The sequence below is a fragment of the Variovorax sp. OK212 genome, from assembly GCF_900112425.1.
Classification (GTDB): domain Bacteria; phylum Pseudomonadota; class Gammaproteobacteria; order Burkholderiales; family Burkholderiaceae_C; genus Variovorax.
In genome coordinates, this window is sequence record NZ_FOLP01000001.1 from 480,883 (window position 1) to 497,235 (window position 16,353).

The 16,353-nt window shown below is 71.1% G+C and carries 15 protein-coding genes; 5 read left to right on the forward strand and 10 right to left on the reverse strand.

Going from position 1 to position 16,353, the window contains the following annotated elements:
• Positions 1 to 36: 36 nt before the first annotated feature.
• Together BM004_RS41880 and BM004_RS02120 are read left to right on the forward strand one after the other, a co-directional pair.
• The gene (locus BM004_RS41880; protein ID WP_256219755.1) at positions 37 to 162 is read left to right on the forward strand and encodes a hypothetical protein; all 126 of its coding nucleotides are present in this window, start codon (positions 37 to 39) and stop codon (positions 160 to 162) included.
• A gap of 99 nt (positions 163 to 261) precedes the next feature.
• A complete protein-coding gene (locus BM004_RS02120) occupies positions 262 to 1,524 on the forward strand; it encodes an MFS transporter (protein ID WP_093210994.1) in 1,263 nt (420 codons plus the stop codon).
• Here BM004_RS02120 and BM004_RS02125 read toward each other — a convergent pair.
• Positions 1,472 to 2,890 (reverse strand): aminotransferase-like domain-containing protein, encoded by a 1,419-nt coding sequence (locus BM004_RS02125; protein ID WP_093211965.1) that lies wholly within the window; start codon positions 2,888 to 2,890, stop codon positions 1,472 to 1,474. The genes BM004_RS02120 and BM004_RS02125 overlap by 53 nt on opposite strands.
• Positions 2,891 to 3,012: 122 nt before the next feature.
• Here BM004_RS02125 and BM004_RS02130 point away from each other — a divergent pair, with 122 nt between their 5' ends.
• Genes BM004_RS02130 through BM004_RS02140 form a run of 3 tightly spaced genes read left to right on the forward strand, consistent with a single transcriptional unit; the run spans position 3,013 to position 5,241 of the window.
• Complete coding sequence (locus tag BM004_RS02130) at positions 3,013 to 3,201, forward strand: DUF2970 domain-containing protein (RefSeq protein ID WP_093125630.1); 189 nt, start codon at positions 3,013 to 3,015, stop codon at positions 3,199 to 3,201.
• Complete coding sequence (locus BM004_RS02135; RefSeq protein WP_093210996.1) at positions 3,198 to 3,944, forward strand: c-type cytochrome; 747 nt, start codon at positions 3,198 to 3,200, stop codon at positions 3,942 to 3,944. Before BM004_RS02130 ends, BM004_RS02135 begins: the two co-directional genes overlap by 4 nt.
• Positions 3,945 to 3,957: 13 nt before the next feature.
• Positions 3,958 to 5,241, forward strand: coding sequence for a c-type cytochrome (locus tag BM004_RS02140; RefSeq protein ID WP_093210998.1), 1,284 nt, complete (start codon positions 3,958 to 3,960; stop codon positions 5,239 to 5,241).
• Between the two features lie 30 nt (positions 5,242 to 5,271).
• Here the strand turns inward: BM004_RS02140 and BM004_RS02145 are convergent, their stop codons facing one another.
• The 9 genes from BM004_RS02145 to gspK form a co-directional block, all read right to left on the reverse strand.
• Complete coding sequence (locus BM004_RS02145) at positions 5,272 to 6,663, reverse strand: 8-oxoguanine deaminase (protein ID WP_093211000.1); 1,392 nt, start codon at positions 6,661 to 6,663, stop codon at positions 5,272 to 5,274.
• A gap of 59 nt (positions 6,664 to 6,722) precedes the next feature.
• On the reverse strand, positions 6,723 to 7,622 hold the full coding sequence (locus BM004_RS02150; protein ID WP_093125620.1) for a 5'-nucleotidase: 900 nt from the start codon (positions 7,620 to 7,622) through the stop codon (positions 6,723 to 6,725).
• 28 nt (positions 7,623 to 7,650) lie between these two features.
• Positions 7,651 to 8,889 carry a type II secretion system inner membrane protein GspF gene (gene gspF, locus BM004_RS02155; protein WP_093211002.1) on the reverse strand — a complete coding sequence of 413 codons (1,239 nt, stop codon included), beginning with the start codon at positions 8,887 to 8,889 and terminating at the stop codon, positions 7,651 to 7,653.
• Positions 8,890 to 8,910: 21 nt separating this feature from the next.
• Complete coding sequence (locus BM004_RS02160) at positions 8,911 to 10,302, reverse strand: GspE/PulE family protein (protein WP_093211967.1); 1,392 nt, start codon at positions 10,300 to 10,302, stop codon at positions 8,911 to 8,913.
• Positions 10,303 to 10,318: 16 nt separating this feature from the next.
• Positions 10,319 to 12,619, reverse strand: coding sequence for a type II secretion system secretin GspD (gene gspD, locus BM004_RS02165; protein ID WP_093125615.1), 2,301 nt, complete (start codon positions 12,617 to 12,619; stop codon positions 10,319 to 10,321).
• 5 nt (positions 12,620 to 12,624) lie between these two features.
• Positions 12,625 to 13,425 carry a type II secretion system protein N gene (gene gspN / locus BM004_RS02170; RefSeq protein WP_093211004.1) on the reverse strand — a complete coding sequence of 267 codons (801 nt, stop codon included), beginning with the start codon at positions 13,423 to 13,425 and terminating at the stop codon, positions 12,625 to 12,627.
• A 24-nt stretch (positions 13,426 to 13,449) separates the two neighbouring features.
• Entirely contained in the window at positions 13,450 to 14,031 is a 582-nt protein-coding gene (gspM, locus tag BM004_RS02175; RefSeq protein ID WP_093211006.1) for a type II secretion system protein GspM, read from the reverse strand.
• On the reverse strand, positions 14,028 to 15,245 hold the full coding sequence (gene gspL, locus BM004_RS02180; RefSeq protein WP_093211008.1) for a type II secretion system protein GspL: 1,218 nt from the start codon (positions 15,243 to 15,245) through the stop codon (positions 14,028 to 14,030). The genes gspM and gspL overlap by 4 nt, the downstream gene beginning before the upstream one ends.
• Positions 15,246 to 15,373: 128 nt before the next feature.
• Positions 15,374 to 16,351 carry a type II secretion system minor pseudopilin GspK gene (gene gspK / locus BM004_RS02185; RefSeq protein ID WP_256219756.1) on the reverse strand — a complete coding sequence of 326 codons (978 nt, stop codon included), beginning with the start codon at positions 16,349 to 16,351 and terminating at the stop codon, positions 15,374 to 15,376.
• Positions 16,352 to 16,353 lie beyond the last annotated feature (2 nt).

Below are 16,353 nucleotides of genomic sequence, written 5' to 3' on the forward strand. Positions count from 1 at the left end.
CTTGACGGTGGCGTGCGCGGACATAGCATCCGCCCCATGCGAAGCACAGCATTTGTCTTTCTCTTCTGCCTCGGCCTGATGACGGCCGCGTGCGACGACAAGCCCAAGCCCGGCGGGCCGATGCCCAAGGCGCTGGCGACTGTCGTGGCGCCCACGCGCTGATCGGCTGCCGCATCCGGCTGCGCGGCAACCTTGGGTTGCCACGTGGCCGCGCTCCACGCTTTTCCGTGCCGCGGGGTATCCTCGCCTCGGAGAAAAACAATGACCAAAGAGACAACCGCCCATCAGGCGGATTCACGCTACGCCATGGTGCGCCTGGGCCTCACGCTGTTGATCATGACGGTCGGCAGCAGCGGCATGTATGTGGTGTCGGTGATGCTGCCCGCGGTGCAGGCCGAGTTCGGCGTGGCGCGCGCCGATGCCTCGCTGCCCTACACGATGCTGATGCTGGGCTTCGGCTTCGGCGGGGTGCTCATGGGCAAGCTGGCCGACCGCGTCGGCGTGATGTGGCCACTGCTCATGGGCTCGGCCTTCCTGGGCGTGGGGTATGTCGCCACGGGGCTGTCGGGCGGCATCGTGTCGTTCACCGTTGCGCAGGCCTTGCTGGTGGGCCTGCTCGGCAGCTCGGTGGCCTTTGCGCCGCTGGTGGCCGACACCTCGCTGTGGTTCGTCAAGCGGCGCGGCATCGCGGTGGCGGTGTGCGCCAGCGGCAACTACCTGGCGGGCGCGGTGTGGCCGCCCATTGCGCAGCACTTCGTCGAAACCGTGGGCTGGCGCCAGACCTACATCGGCATGGGCATCTTCTGCGGCGTGACGATGGCGCTGCTGGCGCTGTGCTTCCGTGCCCGGCCGCCGGCGCTGGCCGATGCGCCTGCGGCCAGCGCATCGCGCACCGGCGTCGCGCGCGACATGACGCGGCCCTTCGGCCTGAGCATGGGCTCCGCGCAGGGCCTGCTGTGCGTGGCCGGCGTGGCCTGCTGCGTGGCCATGGCGATGCCGCAGGTGCACATCGTGGCGTACTGCGGCGACCTGGGCTACGGGCCGGCGCAGGGCGCGATGATGCTGTCGCTGATGCTGGGTTTCGGCATCGTGAGCCGGCTGGTGTCGGGCGCCATCTGCGACCGCATCGGCGGGCTGCGTACCTTGCTGCTCGGCGGCCTGCTCCAGTGCGTGGCGCTGCTGCTGTTCCTGCCGTTCGACGGGCTGGTGCCGCTGTACGTGATCTCGGCGCTGTTCGGGCTGTTCCAGGGCGGCATCGTGCCCTCTTACGCCATCATCATCCGCGAGCACTTTCCGCCGAAGGAAGCCGGTGCGCGCGTGGGCACGGTGCTGATGTTCACGCTGTTCGGCATGGCGCTGGGCGGGTGGATGTCGGGCAAGGTGTTCGACCTCACGGGCAGCTACCACGCGGCCTTCCTGAACGGCATTGCGTTCAACCTCGTGAACGTGAGCATCGCGGCGTTCCTGCTGTTCAGGACGCTTCGCCGGCCAGGCGGCCTAGTGTCTGCATCGCCTGCTCGCTGAGCGAATCCCAGGGGTGGCCGTAGTTGAGCCGCAGGCAGTGGGTGAAGGCGCGCGTGGCCGAGAAGATCGGCCCCGGCGCCACGCTGATGCCCCGCTCCAGTGCCTTGCGGTGGATCTCCAGCGCGTTCGCCCGCGCCGGCAGCTCGACCCACAGGAAGTAGCCGCCCAGCGGCCGCGTGGCGCGCGTGCCCGCCGGAAAGTAGTGCCCCACGGCCTGCGCGAAGGTGGCCTGCTGCAACGCCAGCGTCTGCCGCAGCTTGCGCAGGTGCTTGTCGAGCCCGCCCTTTTCCAGGTAGCCCGCCAGCGCGAGCTGCGACGGCACCGAGGTGGCCAGCGTGGTCGTGAGCTTCTCGCGCGCGACCTGGTGCGCGAAGCGCCCGGCCGACGCCCAGCCGATGCGGTAGCCCGGCGCCAGGCACTTGGAGAACGATGAGCAGTGCAGCACCAGCCCCTGCGTGTCGAAGGCCTTGGCCGGTGCGGGACGCCGCTCGCCGAAGTAGAGCTCGGCGTACACGTCGTCCTCGATCAGCGGCAATCGGTGCCGCGCCAGCAGCTCGACCAGCGCCTTCTTCTTCGCGTCGGGCATCAGGCTGCCCAGCGGGTTCTGGAAGGTGGTCATGAGCCAGCAGGCGGTGGGCTTGTGGGCCGCGATGGCCGCTTCGAGCGCGCCCAGGTCGATGCCTTCGCCCGGATGCGTCGGCACCTCGATGGCGCGCAGGCCGCGGCGCTCCAGCGCCTGCAGCGCGGCATAGAAGGTGGGCGACTCGACGATCACCGCGTCGCCCGGCCGGGTGACCGCCGCCAGGCACAGGTTGAGCGCCTCGAGCGCGCCGTTGGTCACCACGATCTCCTCGGCCGGCGACTGGATGCCTTCGGCCAGGTAGCGCAGCGCGATCTGCCGGCGCAGCGCCGCGCTGCCGGGCGTGAGGTCGTCCACCGTGCTCCACGGGTCGAGCGACTTGGCGCTGGCGGCCATGAACTGGCCGAGCCGCGCCAGCGGGAACAGCAGCGGGCTCGGAAAGGCGGAGCCGAAGGGCACCACCTTGCGCGACATGCTGGCTTCGAGAATGTCGAACACCTGGCCGCTCACGTCCAGCGACAGCGGCCCGCCGGCCGGGCGCGAGGTGTGGGTGGACTCGGGCGGCGCATCGCGCAGGCCGCCGCCGGTCACGTAGTAGCCCGAGCGGTCGCGTGCGCGCACCAGCCCGCGCGCCTCCAGCAGGTAATAGGCCTGGAACACGGTCGAAGCGCTGACGCCGCGGCTTTCGCCGGTGAGGCGCACCGAGGGCAGGCGGTCGCCGGTCTTCAGCGTGCCGTTGCGGATCGAGGCCTCGATGTCGGCAGCCAAGGCTTCGTAGCGCTTCATCGCGCCCATCGCGGGGTGGGGTCCATGCGGCAGGACTTTATCTGCACCGGCCGATCTGCACTGGTCAATTGGAGTGAATCTGCATCTGTTTTTTATGGCCCGTTGGGTCCACACTTGATGCCATGTCCAATCTCATGGGCGCCGTGCGCGCCGTTCTCTGGAGCTTCATCGGGCTGGGCGGCCGCCGCGCCGACGCCGACAAGCGGACCTCGCAGGTCGGCATCCTGCCGCTGATCGGCGTGGCACTGGTGTTGGTGCTGCTGCTGATCGCCGGGCTGATGGCACTGGCGCACTACGTCGCCGGCGCATGAAGCGCGGGCTGCGGTTTCTCGCGCTCGGGCTGCTGCTCGCCTGGCAGGCCCTGGCGGGCGCGGCCACGCCTACGCCCACGCCCGCCCCCGTGCCCGACACCATCGAGCAGCGCGTGGCCGCCTGCATCGCCTGCCACGGCCGCGAGGGCGCGACCAGCAACGCGGGCTACTTTCCGCGCCTGGCGGGCAAGCCGGCCGGCTACCTGTTCAACCAGCTCGTGAGCTTTCGCGACGGGCGCCGCTTCAACACCGACATGGCGTACATGGTGCAGCACATGTCAGACGCCTACCTGCACGAGATTGCCGACTACTTCGCGGGGCTCGACCTGCCGTACCCGCCGGTCTCGCCCGCGAGCGACGCCACGCCCGAGGTGCTCGCGCGCGGCCGCATGCTCGCGCTGCAGGGCGACCCGGCGCGCAAGCTGCCCGCGTGCGTGCAATGCCACGGCGCCGCGCTCACGGGCGTGCAGCCCGCCACGCCGGGGCTGCTGGGCCTGCCGCGCCTGTACCTGGCCTCGCAGCTGGGTGCATGGCTCACCAACGAGCGGCACGCGCAGGCGCCCGATTGCATGGCCGAGGTCGGCCGCCGCATGTGGACCTCCGACGTGAACGCCGTCGCCAGCTGGCTGACCACGCAGCCGGTGCCGGCCGATGCCAAGCCCGCCGCGTCGCTGCCCGCGCCGATGCCCATCGCCTGCGGCGGCACCACCGGCACGACCAGCACCACCGGAGCGAGCAAGTGACGGGGCCACGTTCATGAAACTTCGCAATGTCGGCTGGACGCTGCTGAGCCTCTTCGTGCTGGTGGCCGTGGCCGCCGGCATCGTCGTCGCGCTGAACCTGCGCGGCGAAGACCCATTGCCCGAGAAGGCCGAAGCCTTCCAGGCCACGCCGCAGCTCGTCGAGCGCGGGCGCTACCTCGCGCTGGCCGGCAACTGCGCCGGCTGCCACACCACGCGCGGCGGCCGGCCCTATGCGGGCGGCGTGCCGATCGACACGCCTTTCGGCACCATCTACGCGAGCAACCTCACGCCCGACGACGGCACCGGCATCGGCAGCTGGAGCAGCGCGCACTTCTGGCGCGCCATGCACAACGGCCGCGGCAAGGACGGCCGGCTGCTGTACCCCGCGTTCCCGTACCCCAACTTCACGCAGGTGACGCGCGACGACGCCGACGCCATCTACGCCTACCTGCGCAGCGTGCCGGCCGCGGTGCAGGAAAACCGGCCGCACCGGCTGCGCTTTCCGTACGACACGCAGGCGGCGCTCGCGGTGTGGCGCGCGCTGTCGTTCAAGCCCGAGCCCTTCGTGGCCAGCGCGGGAAAGCCCGCCGAATGGAACCGCGGGGCGTACCTGGTCAACGGCCTGGGCCATTGCATCGCCTGCCACGGCCCGCGCAATTCGCTGGGCGCGACGGACACCAGCCTGGGCCTCTCCGGCGGCCTCATCGCGGTGGAGAACTGGTATGCGCCGTCGCTCACCGACCCGCATCAGGCCGGCGTGGCCGACTGGCCCGCGGCCGACGTGGTGGCGCTGCTGAAGAACGGCGTCTCGCCGCGCGGCTCCGTCATGGGGCCGATGGCCGACGTGGTGTTCCGCAGCACGCAGTACCTGAGCGAGGCCGACCTGGGCGCGATGGCGAGCTACCTCAAGGACCTGCCCAAGGCCGAGGCAGTCGAAGTGGCAACGGCAACCAAGGCGCCCATCCGCCGCGACGCCGGCACCATGGCGCGCGGCGCGAAGATCTACGACCAGCGCTGCGCCTACTGCCACGGCGACCAGGGGCAGGGCGCGGCCGGCGCCTACCCGCCGCTCGCGGGCAACCGCGCCGTCAACATGGCGCAGCCCACCAACCTGATCCAGGTGGTCTCGCACGGCGGCTTCCTGCCCACGACCGCGGGCAACCCGCGCCCCTATGGCATGCCGCCGTTCGGGCAGGTGCTCGACGCGGCCGACGTGGCGGCCGTGCTGACCTATGTGCGCGGTTCGTGGGGCAACGACAGCGCGCCGGTCACGCAACTCGACACCATGCGGCGCTGAGGTCCGGGCACCGGCCGTCGGCCGCCGGCTTCAGGCCGTGTGCGGGTGGCGCGCGCCGTCGTACAGCGTGCGCGCCAGGTCGCGGTGCCGCGCCAGCAGCGGCGCGAGCTCCAGCCCGGTGAAGCGGCCGTCGCGCACGCGCACCGCGCCGTCGATCACGCTCAGCGACACCGTGCCCGGCGTGCAGAACACCAGCGCCGCCACCGGGTCGTGCCCCGCGCCCGCATGCGCCACGCCGCGCAGATCGAAGGCCACGATGTCCGCCGACATGCCCGGCGCCAGCGCGCCGATGTCGTCGCGCCCGAGCACGCGCGCGCCGCCCAGCGTGGCGATCTCCAGCGCCTCGCGCGCCGTCATGGCGGCCGGCCCGTGGCCCACGCGCTGCAGCAGCAGGGCCTGGCGCGCCTCGCCCAGCATGTGCGCGCCGTCGTTCGACGCGCTGCCGTCCACGCCCAGCCCCACGGGCACCCCCGCGCGGCGCATGGCGCCGATGGGCGCGATGCCCGAGGCCAGCCGCATGTTGGAACAGGGGCAGTGCGCCACGCCGGTGCCGGTGCGCCCGAACAGCGCGATGCCGGCCTCGTCGAGCTTCACGCAGTGCGCGTGCCACACGTCGGGGCCGACCCAGCCCAGGTCCTGTGCGTACTCGGCTGGCGTCATGCCGAACTTCTCGCGCGAGTACGCCACGTCGTTGTCGTTCTCGGCCAGGTGCGTGTGCAGCGACACGCCGCGCTCGCGCGCCAGTTCGGCCGACAGGCGCATCAGGTCGCGCGACACCGAGAACGGCGAGCATGGCGCCAGCACGATGCGGCGCATCGAGTGGCGCGACGCGTCGTGCCAGCGGCCGATGAGGCGCTCGCTGTCGCGCAGGATGGCGTCTTCGGTTTCCACCACCTCGTCGGGCGGCAGGCCGCCGGCGCTGCGGCCCACGCTCATGCTGCCGCGCGCCGCGTGAAAGCGCATGCCCATCGCGTCGGCCGCCTCGATGGAATCGTCGAGCCTCGAACCGTTGGGAAACAGGTAGAGGTGGTCGCTGGTGGTGGTGCAGCCCGAGAGCATCAGCTCGGCCATGGCGGTCTGCGTCGACACGCGGATCATCTCGGGCGTGAGGCGCGCCCACAGAAGGTACAGGTTCGTGAGCCAGCCGAACAGCTCGGCGTCCTGCGCCTCGGGCACTGCGCGCGTGAGGCTCTGGTACATGTGGTGGTGCGTATTGACCAGCCCGGGCATCACCACGTGGCCCTGCATGTCGAGCGCCTCGGCCTGGCCGTTGCGCAGCGCGTCGAGGTACGCGGCGGGCAGCTCGGCCGTGGGCCCCGCCCAGGCCACGGCGGGCCCGTCGCACACCACGGCGCCGTCGGCGATTTCGCGCCGCGCGGCGTCCATGGTGACCAGAACGTCGGCATGTCGAAGGATCAGCATGCCGGCATTCTTGCGCGCGCTCAGGGCGCGGGCAAGCCCATCGCGGGGCCGCGCGGGGTTCAGGGCTCGTTGCTGATGCCGCTGCTGACATGCCCCGCGGGCACATGCCGCGAGGCCGCATCGACGTGGCCGGTCTGGTCGTCGAAGAAGAAGTCGGGCTCGAACTCGCGCAGGAACTCGCCCTTGGGCAGGCCGCCGAGGAACATGGCCTCGTCGACGCGGATGTTCCACTTCATCAGCGTGCGGATGGCGCGCTCGTGCGCCGGTGCGCTGCGCGCGGTGACGAGCGCGGTGCGGATGCGCATCTGCGCGTTGCCGGCCATCTGCAGGCGGTGCAGCGCCATCAGCAGCGGCTTGAACGGGCCTTCGGGCAGGGGCAGGTCGGCCTTGCTGAGTTCGTGGGCCTGGAAGGCGTCGAGGCCCTCGGCCTGGAACACGCGCTCGGCCTCGTCGCTGAAGAGCACCGCGTCGCCGTCGAAGGCAATGCGCACTTCGTTGGGCCACGCGTCGCTGGCCTTCACCGATTCGACCAGCACGCGCGCGGCCGGGAAGCCCGCCACCAGCGCCTCGCGCACGTCCTGCGCATTGACCGACAGGAACAGGTGCGCGCGCAGCGGGCGCAGGTAGCCGAAGGGCGGCCTGCCTTGCGTGAACACGCCGCGCTGCAGCTTGATGTCGGCCGCCGCGCTCGACTTGAAGATGCGCATGCCCGACACCGGGTCGTTGCGCGAGAGGATCACCACCTCCACGCGCTGCACGCCGTCTTCGTTGAAGCGCAGCAGCTTGCGGATCAGCGAGTAGGCGATGCCCGGCGCGGCCGGCACGTCGATGCGGTCGAGCTGCAGCTTCATGTAGCCCTCGTTGTCGCCGGCGTCGAAGACCTTGTTTTCTTCTTCGAGGTTGAACAGGGCGCGCGAGGAGATCGCGACCACGAGCTTGTCTTCGAGCGTTACGGGCATGGTGTGTCCTGCCGGCGGGCCGTTGCCGTCACTTGACGAACTGGTTCAACTGGATGATCGGCAGCATCACGGCCAGCACGATCAGCATCACGACGCCGCCCATGGCCACGATCAGCAGCGGCTCCAGGATGGTGGCCAGGTGCATCGCGCGGCGCTGCACTTCGGCGCCGAGCTGGTTGGCCGCGCGCTGCAGCATCAGCGGCAGCGTGCCGGTCTGCTCGCCCAGGCGCGCGAACATCGACACCAGCCCCGGAAAGCGTTTCTTCTGCGCCAGCGCGGAGGCCAGCGGCGCGCCTTCGCGCACCAGCACCAGCGCGTCGAGCGCATCGGCGCGCATCGCGCGGTTGCCCAGCGTCTCGGAAGCCGCCTGCAGCGCTCGCAGGATGGGCACGCCGGCCGTGGCCAGCATGGCCAGCGTGCTGGCGAAACGCGCCGCGTTGTAGCCGCGCGCGAGCTTGCCGACCAGCGGCAGCTTGAGCCAGGCGGCGTCGAACTTGAGGCGGAAGGCTTCCTGCGCCAGCGCCAGCCGCACACCGACGGCCGCGAGCACCACGGCGCCCAGCATCCACCAGCCGTAGCTGCGCACGCCCGCGCTGAGCGACAGCATCACCGTGGTGAGGAAGGGCAGCGAGCGCTTGGTGCCCGCGAACACCTGCGCCACCTGCGGCACCACGTAGCTCACGAGGAAGATCACGATCACGATCGCCACCAGCGTGACGATGGCCGGGTACAGCGCCGCGCCGATCAGCTTCTGCTGCAGCGCCTGGCGTTCTTCCAGGTCGTCGGCCAGGCGGTCGAGCACCAGCCCGAGGTTGCCGCTCTGCTCGCCGGCGCCGATCACGGCCGTGTAGATGGGCGAGAACTCGCGCGAGTGCGCCGACAGCGCACGCGCAAACGGCGAGCCCGCGTTGACCTCGGCGCGCAGCGAGGCGACGAGGTTGCGTTGCGGCTCCGATTCGGCCTCGTCGGTGAGCGCGGTGAGCGCGCGTTCGAGCGGCAGGCCGGACGACACGAGGCCGGCCAGCTGGCGCGTCCACACGGCCAGGCCGGTGGAGTTGAAGACGCGCTTGCCGCCGCCCAGCCAGCGGCCGAGGCCGCTGCGCTGGCCGGTGCCGTTGATGTGGTCGTTGCCGACCGGCTTGACCGACAGCGGAATGAGCGCCTGCGCGCGCAGCAGGCTGCGCGCGCTGCGGGCGGTGTCGGCCTCCAGCACGCCTTCGCGCGACTGGCCGCTGGCATCGATGGCTTCGAAGGAATAGGCGGGCATGGCGGTGTTGCGCTGTGCGCGCTAGTCACGCGTGACGCGCAGCAGTTCGGCGCGCGAGGTGACACCGGCCTGCACCAGCCGTTCGCCGTCTTCGCGCATCAGTCGCAGGCCACCGCGCGCGCCGGCCTGCAGCAGTTCGCTTTCGGCCGCCTTGCCGTGGATCAGGCCCTGCACGGTCTCGTCGGCCACCAGCAGCTCGAAGATGCCGGTGCGGCCCTGGTAGCCGGTCTGGCCGCACACGTCGCAACCCGCGCCGGCGCACACCGTGCACACCTTGCGCACGAGGCGCTGCGCGAGCACGCCCAGCAGCGACGAGCTCAGCAGGAAGGGCTCCACGCCCATGTCGGTCAGGCGCGTGACGGCGCTCACGGAATCGTTGGTGTGCAGCGTGGCCAGCACCAGGTGACCGGTGAGCGAGGCCTGGATGGCGATCTGCGCGGTCTCGAAGTCGCGGATCTCGCCGATCATGATCACGTCGGGGTCCTGCCGCAGGATGGCGCGCAGGGCCTTGGCGAAGGTGAGTTCGATCTTCGCGTTGATCTGCGTCTGGCCCACGCCCGCCAGCTCGTACTCGATCGGATCTTCCACCGTCATGATGTTGCTGCGGCTCGCGTCCAGGCGCGCCAGCGCGGCGTACAGCGTGGTGGTCTTGCCCGAGCCCGTGGGCCCGGTCACCAGGATGATGCCGTGCGGCTGCGCGATGAGCTTCTCGAAGCGGTCCAGCGTGTCGCCCTGCATGCCCACCGACTCGAGCGTGAGCTTCGATTCGCTCTTGTCCAGCAGGCGCAGCACGGCGCGTTCGCCGTGCGCGCTGGGCAGCGTCGACACCCGAACGTCGACCGCGCGCGTGCCGATGCGCAGGCTGATGCGCCCGTCCTGCGGCAGCCGCTTCTCGGAGATGTCGAGGTCGGCCATGATCTTCAGCCGCGAGATCAGCGCGGCGTGCAGCGCGCGGTTGGGCTGCACCACTTCGCGCAGCGTGCCGTCGATGCGAAAGCGCACGGAAGAGGTGCGCTCGTAGGGTTCGATGTGGATGTCGCTGGCGCCGTCGCGCGCGGCCTGCGTGAGCAGCGCGTTCAGCATGCGGATGATGGGCGCGTCGCCCGCGCTGGCCAAAAGGTCTTCGACCGCCGGCAGCTCCTGCATCATGCGCGAGAGGTCGGCTTCGTTCTGCACCTCGCTCACCACCGCGGCGGCGCTCGACTCGCCCTGCGCATAGGCCGCGCTGATGCGCTGCGCCAGCGCGCCGTCGCCCAGCACCTCGAAGGCCTGCACGCCGTACTTGCGCGCCACCTCGCCGACGGCGCTGCGCACGGGGCTCGACGACATCCACAGCGTGTAGCGGCCGTCGTCGGTCGCCTCGAGCAGGAGTTGCTGGCTGCGTGCGAATGCGTAGGGCAGGGGGTAGCGCATGGACATCAGGTGAGTATCAAGGCAGTTCGCGTGCGCTGACAGGGTCGGCGGTGGGAGGCAGCGCGCCGCGCAGCGGGCTCGGGGCCAGCTTGCGGTTGTCGGCGGGGAGCGCGGGCGGCGGAATCAGCTGCGTGCCTTCGTCGCGCAGGCCGCCGGTGCGGTTGCTGGCGGCGCCCAGCGGCGGCGAAGCGGGCAGGATGGGGGCGGCGCTGACGTTGCGCAGCATCACGTTGTCGGTGTTGGGCTGCGCCACCTGCTGCAGGCCGCGGATCTGGTCGTAGCGGTCGTAGGCGAAGGCCTCGGTCGAGTTGGCGTCGCGCATGACCACCGGGCGCAGGAACATCATCAGGTTGTTCTTCTCGCGCTTGCGGGTCTCGTTCTTGAACAGGTTGCCCAGCACCGGGATGTCGCCGGCCAGCGGGACCTTCTCGACGGCGTTGCCGTAGGTGTCCGACAGCAGGCCGCCCAGCATGACCAGGCCGCCGTCTTCCACCAGCACGCTGGACTCCAGCGAGCGCTTGTTGGTGGTCGGGCCGTTGGGGTCGGTGGTGGTGCCGGGCGCGACGTTGGAGATCTCCTGGAAGATCTGCATCTTCACGGTGCCGTTCTCGTTGATGGTCGGGCGCACGCGCAGCGTGAGGCCCACGTCCTTGCGCTCGACGGTGGTGAAGGGGTTGATGCCCACCGAGCCCGAGGTGCTGGCGTACGAGCCCGTGGGGAAGGGCACGTTCTGGCCGATGACGATCTTGGCCTCTTCGTTGTCCAGCGTCAGCAGGTTGGGCGTGGACAGCACGTTGGCGTCGTTGTCGCTGCTGAAGAAGTTGGCGATGGCGCCCAGGATGTACTGGCCGCCGACCTTGCCGGCGATGCCCAGGTTGAGCCCCGAGCTGGGCACGATGCCGGCCGCGTTGCGGGTCGCGATGGCCTGCGTCAGCGCCAGGATGTTCGCGCCGCTCAGCGACGAGTTGGTGCCGATGACCGCGTTGTTGCCCAGCGCGCTTTGCCACTGCACGCCGAAGTTCGCGGCCTTGGTGGCGTTCACCTCGACGATCAGCGCCTCGATCATGACCTGCGCGCGGCGCCCGTCGAGCCGGTCGATCACGGCGCGCATCTGGCGGTACTGCGGCTCGGGCGCGGTGATGATCAGCGAGTTGGTGCTCGGGTCGGCCTGGATCTGGCCGCCGGTGGAAGGCTGGTTGGCGTTGTTCAGCGGCGCCGAGGCCTGCGGCGAGCTGCTGCCGCCGCTCTGGCCGCCGCCGAAGGCCGTCTGCTGCGCGAAGGCGTTCTGTGCCTGCGGTTGCGCCGCGCTGCCGCCGGCCGCGCCCGTGGCGCCCGGGGTGGTGCTGATCTGGTTGGCCGCCATGGCGGCGCGCAGCGTGGCCGCCAGGCGCACCGCGTCGGCGTTCTTCAGGTAGACCACGTAGATGTTGCCGGCCGCGCCGTTGCTGCTCTCGGCGGCGGGGCGGTCGAGCTTGTCGACCAGCGAGCGCACCAGGCTCACGCGCGCCGGGTTGGCCGCGCGAAGAATCAGCGAGTTGCTGCGCGGGTCGGCCATCAGCGTGGTGCGAAACGAGGCATCGGCCGCGCCCGCGGCCACAGGCGAACCCGGCGCGCCGGAGCCGCCGCCGTCGATCAGGCGCTGCACCAGCGGCACCATGTCGGTGGCGATCGAGTGCTTGAGCTGGATCACCTCGATGTCGGACGCGTTGGGCACGTCGAGCGACGCGATGATGCGCGCCAGCCGGCGCATGTTGTCGGCGTAGTCGGTGATCACGAGCGAGTTGTTGCCCGGGTTCACGTTGATGGTGTTGTTGGGCGGAATGAGCGGGCGCAGCACCGGCAGCAGGCTGTTGGGCGACTCGTAGTTCAGCCGGAAGATCTGCGTGACGATCTGGTTGCTGCCGCTGGAGGACACGGCGCCCACGGAGGTGTTGACGGTGCTGCTCTGCAGCTTGGCGTCGGCCTCGGGCACCACCTTGTACAGGCCGTCGGCCTCCACCACCGCGAAGCCCTGCAGGCGCAGCGCCGAGGCGAACTGGTTGAACGCGGCGGCCGGCTGGATGGCGCGGTCGGTCACCAGGTTCATGGTGCCCTTCACGCGCGGGTCGACCACCACGTCGCGTCCGGTGACCACCGCCATGGTGCGGGCCACGGCCTCGATGTCGGCGTTGGCGAAGTTCAGCGTGATCGGCTCGCCGCGGCGCGGTGCGTCGCCGGTCTGCGCGAACACGGCGGGCGCGGCCTGCAGGAAGGTGGCGGCGATCAGCACGCGCACGGCGAGTGCGACGGTGCCGGTCGAAAACAATGGCTTCATCATGAGGATCAACCCAGGGTGATGATCGAACGCGCGTTGTCGCGCCGTCCGATGATGTTCAGTAAATTGGAAAGTGCGTCTTCGCGGCCGGGCGCGGCACTGGCTTCGCCGTTGAAGCGGAAGGAGGTGCCGTTCCAGCTGCCGCTGCCGTTGAGTTCGAGGCTGCCCTCGCGCGTGCTCAGCAGCAGCGTGGGGCGGGTGCCGCCTTCGAGCGTGAGCCGGTAGCTGCCCATCGGCCGCAGGGTCGACAGGCTGGAAGAAACGTCGGTGGCGTCGAGCGTGGCCTGGCCCGCGATGCGCAGCGAGGGTCCGTCCCACTGCATGGCGAAGGCCTTGGTGCTGAGGTCGAGCGCACCGTCGAGCTTGAGCGTGTTCCAGGGTGCGCCCAGGCCGGTGAGCATGGTGGCGGGCCAGCGCGAGCGGCTGTCCTGCCAGGTGAGCAGCAGGCCGCCAGCGCGCGGGCTGGCCTTGAGTTCGAGCGGCTGCGCGGCGCAGCAGGGGAGGTCGAGGCTCGCGAAGATGCTGCCCCAGCCCGGGCGCATGCGCCAGTGCAGCACGCCGGGCAGCGACACGGCCTGCGTGCCGCCCGCGCCGCTGGCGAACACCACCGCGGCCGTGCCGTTCCAGACGGTGCCGCGCGGGTTGGCCAGCACCAGGCGGCCCTGGCTCCAGCTCGACAGCGCCGCCGACAGCCAGCGCGCCGGCGCGAACAGCACCACCGCCAGCAGCGCGCCGGCCAGCACGCCGAGCAGGGCCCAGCGCCAGCCGCGGCGCGGCCGGGGTTCGGAAAGGGGGGCGCGGGTCACCATGCCGTCACCGTGCGGTTGCCTGGCTCATCGCGCGGCGGGCAGCGCCATGACGACGGTGCCGTCCCAGCGGACCTGCGGGGTCCTGGGCGTGTCCCTGGCGGTGGCCGCGGCAGACGACGTGGACGCTGCAGCCGTGTTGGCCGTGTTGGCTGTGTTGCCGGAGGGCGCGCGGGTCAGGTGCACTTCGCGCGGCACCGCATGGGCGTTGCCGCGGGCCTGGCCGAGCCACTGGGCGACCGTGGCCGCGGGCGCGGCGCGCAGCGAGACGGTGGCGGCGCCGTCGCCGCCGGAGGTCATGAGCTGCGCGTTGCTGGTGCCCAGGCCGTCGCGCACGGAGGTCTCGAGCGCGCGCAGCGCGTCGTCGCGGTTCAGCCGCGGTTGCGATTGCAGCGCCTTCGCGCGGTTCTGCAAGGTGGCCATCTGCTGGATCTGCGCGTCGAGCTTCGCGTGTTCGGCCGGAGCCGCGGCCAGCGTGCGCAACGCGGGTGCGAGCGCGATCCACCAGAGCAAGGCCAGTGCCACCAGCGCGACGGCCGCGGCGACCATGCGGCGCTCGCGCGCTTCCAGGGCGCCCCAGCGGGCCTTGAGTTGTTCGCTGAAGTTCATCGGGCGGTCTCGGCCTGTGCCTGCACGAGCAGCAGGTCGCCTTCGGTGCGCACGTTGTAGCCGCGCGGCGCCATGGCATTGGTGATCTGCGACACCTCCGAGGGCTGCAGCCCCAGGCCGCGCAGGCGCAGCTGGCCGGCGCTGTAGTCGACGGCGCTCGGCACCTTGCCGGGCGGGAGGTTGGCTGCGAGCGCGCCGACCATGGGTTCGAAGTCGCTGCCGGCCACGTCGCCCACGGCCTGCTGCAGCGCCGCGACTTCGCGTTGCATCTGTACCGGCGCGTCGATCACCAGCTTCACCGCGGGGAAGGTTTGCGTCAGCATGGTCCTGGCGACCTGGCGCTTGGCGTCGAGCGCGTTGCGCTCTTTCCAGGCCCAGGCGTTCAGTCCGATGAGCTGCGTGAGCAGCAGCGCCACCACGCCCCAGCGCGCGGCGCGCCATTCGGGGGCGTAGCGCAGCGTCTGCAGCACCGACGCGAACTTCTTGCCGGCGCGCGCGCGGCCGGTGGCGGCCAGGTCGAACTGCGCCAGCTCCCACGGCGAGCGCGTGGCCTGCAGCCAGCGCTGCGGCGCCTGCACGATGGGCACGCGACGCTCCAGCAAGTGCTCGGCGGCCTCGGCCACGGCGGGTTCGGTGGTGATGACGGCGGTGTCCAGCGGCAGGCCGCCCGACAGCGCCAGCCCTGCGCCGGCCAGCGGCAGCGAGACCACGCCGTCGGCGTCGCACACGGTGAGCCGTGGCGCCTCGGGCTCGCCCGTGACCAGCAGCATCGGCGGGCCGTCGGCCGGCTGCGGCGCGTATTCGGGAACGATGCGCACCACGCGCCGGCCGGCCGCCTCGAGGCCCTGCACCAGGCTGCGCAGCCAGATGCGGTTGCAGGCCGCCACCCACACGGGCGCGCCGGCCTTGGCGTCGGGTTCGAGCGCGAAGTGCAGCGCCTCGGGTTCGTCGAGCAGGTGCTCCTCGAGCAGGCCGTCGAGCACGGCGCGCAGCTTCGAGGCGCTGCCGGTGCTGCCCTTGGGCAGCGTGACGCGGTGCCACGACAGCGCGGCGGAAGGAATGCCGAGCATGACCTCGGCGCTCGAGGGCAGGAGCGCCAGCAGCGCGCGGCCTTGGTTGCGCAACGCAATGCCGTCGTCGCCTGCCTGGGCCCAGTCGAACTCGCCCCCGGCATCGGCCGGAGGGAGGGGGGCAATGAGCAGCAGGGGAGTCATGTCGATGTTGGAAAAAACCGGTGGATTGTAGGTGCGCGTCTGACAGTCGAGCGCTCTAATTTCGATAGCGTACCGCGTAGCTGTGACGCGCGTCAGAAGGCTTTTTGATTAAGAAAAGTGGCACGAAATCAGGGTTTGACCGGAGTGTTCGTTGCGCCGGCGCCGCGGGTGCGCCAGATCGTCGTCACCGTGACACCGTTGCGCTGTAGAAGCGAGTGCTCCTCGACATAGGTGCGGTCCAGCCGCAGCCGGCCGTAGACCTCGAAGAACTGCGTGCCCACGCCGTGCTGCGCCGCGTTGAAGGGCGCGCTGCCGCTGGGCAGGGTGGCGTTGGCGGCGGCGATGTCCTTGAAGAAGGCGGTGCGCCGGCGCTCCACCAGCTGCCGCGCGCTGGCGATGTTGAGCGACTCCATGCTGGCGCTGATGGCCTCGGCGCTCGCGGTGTTCAGATTGAGCGTGGTGCGCACCGGCAGGATGGTGGCGTACGGCTCGAGCGCCGCGGCGGTCGAGGGCGAGAGGCCCAGCCACACCAGTTGCGAAACCTCCTGGGGCATGAGCGGCGCGGCGCTGGCATCGGCGTCGCCCTCGCTGCCGGAGGCCGCGAGCGCGCTGGCGAGGCCGGCGGTCATGCGGCTGAGTTCGCTCACCGGCAGCCCCAGCAGGTTGAACAGCCGCGTGAAGGTGGCCACGCTCGCGGGCACCGGCTTGCCGGCGTCGACCAGCGACAGCACATTGAGCTTGGACTGCGCGTCGACGATGCGGCCCGACAGGAAGGCGTCGGGCAGGCCGTCGAGGTTGTCGCTCGACACGTTCTTCTCGGCCGACAGGAAGCTGGTGAGGCGCGCCTCCTCGAGCGGCACGGCCCAGGGCTCGGCCAGGTGGTCGGGGCCGCCGGTGCGGCCGTCCTCGCCCAGGATCAGGCGCGACCAGTCGAGCGCGCCGATCAGCACCCAGGCGGCCTGCACGCGCGCGCGCTCGGCGGCCTCGACCTCGGTGGCGCGCCATTGCTGCCAGAGCGCGGCGGCGGAGAAGGTGGCCACCAGCATCACCGTCAGCATGGCGGCGAGCAGGGCGGCGCCGGCCTGGCGGGTTCGGGTCTTCGTCATGC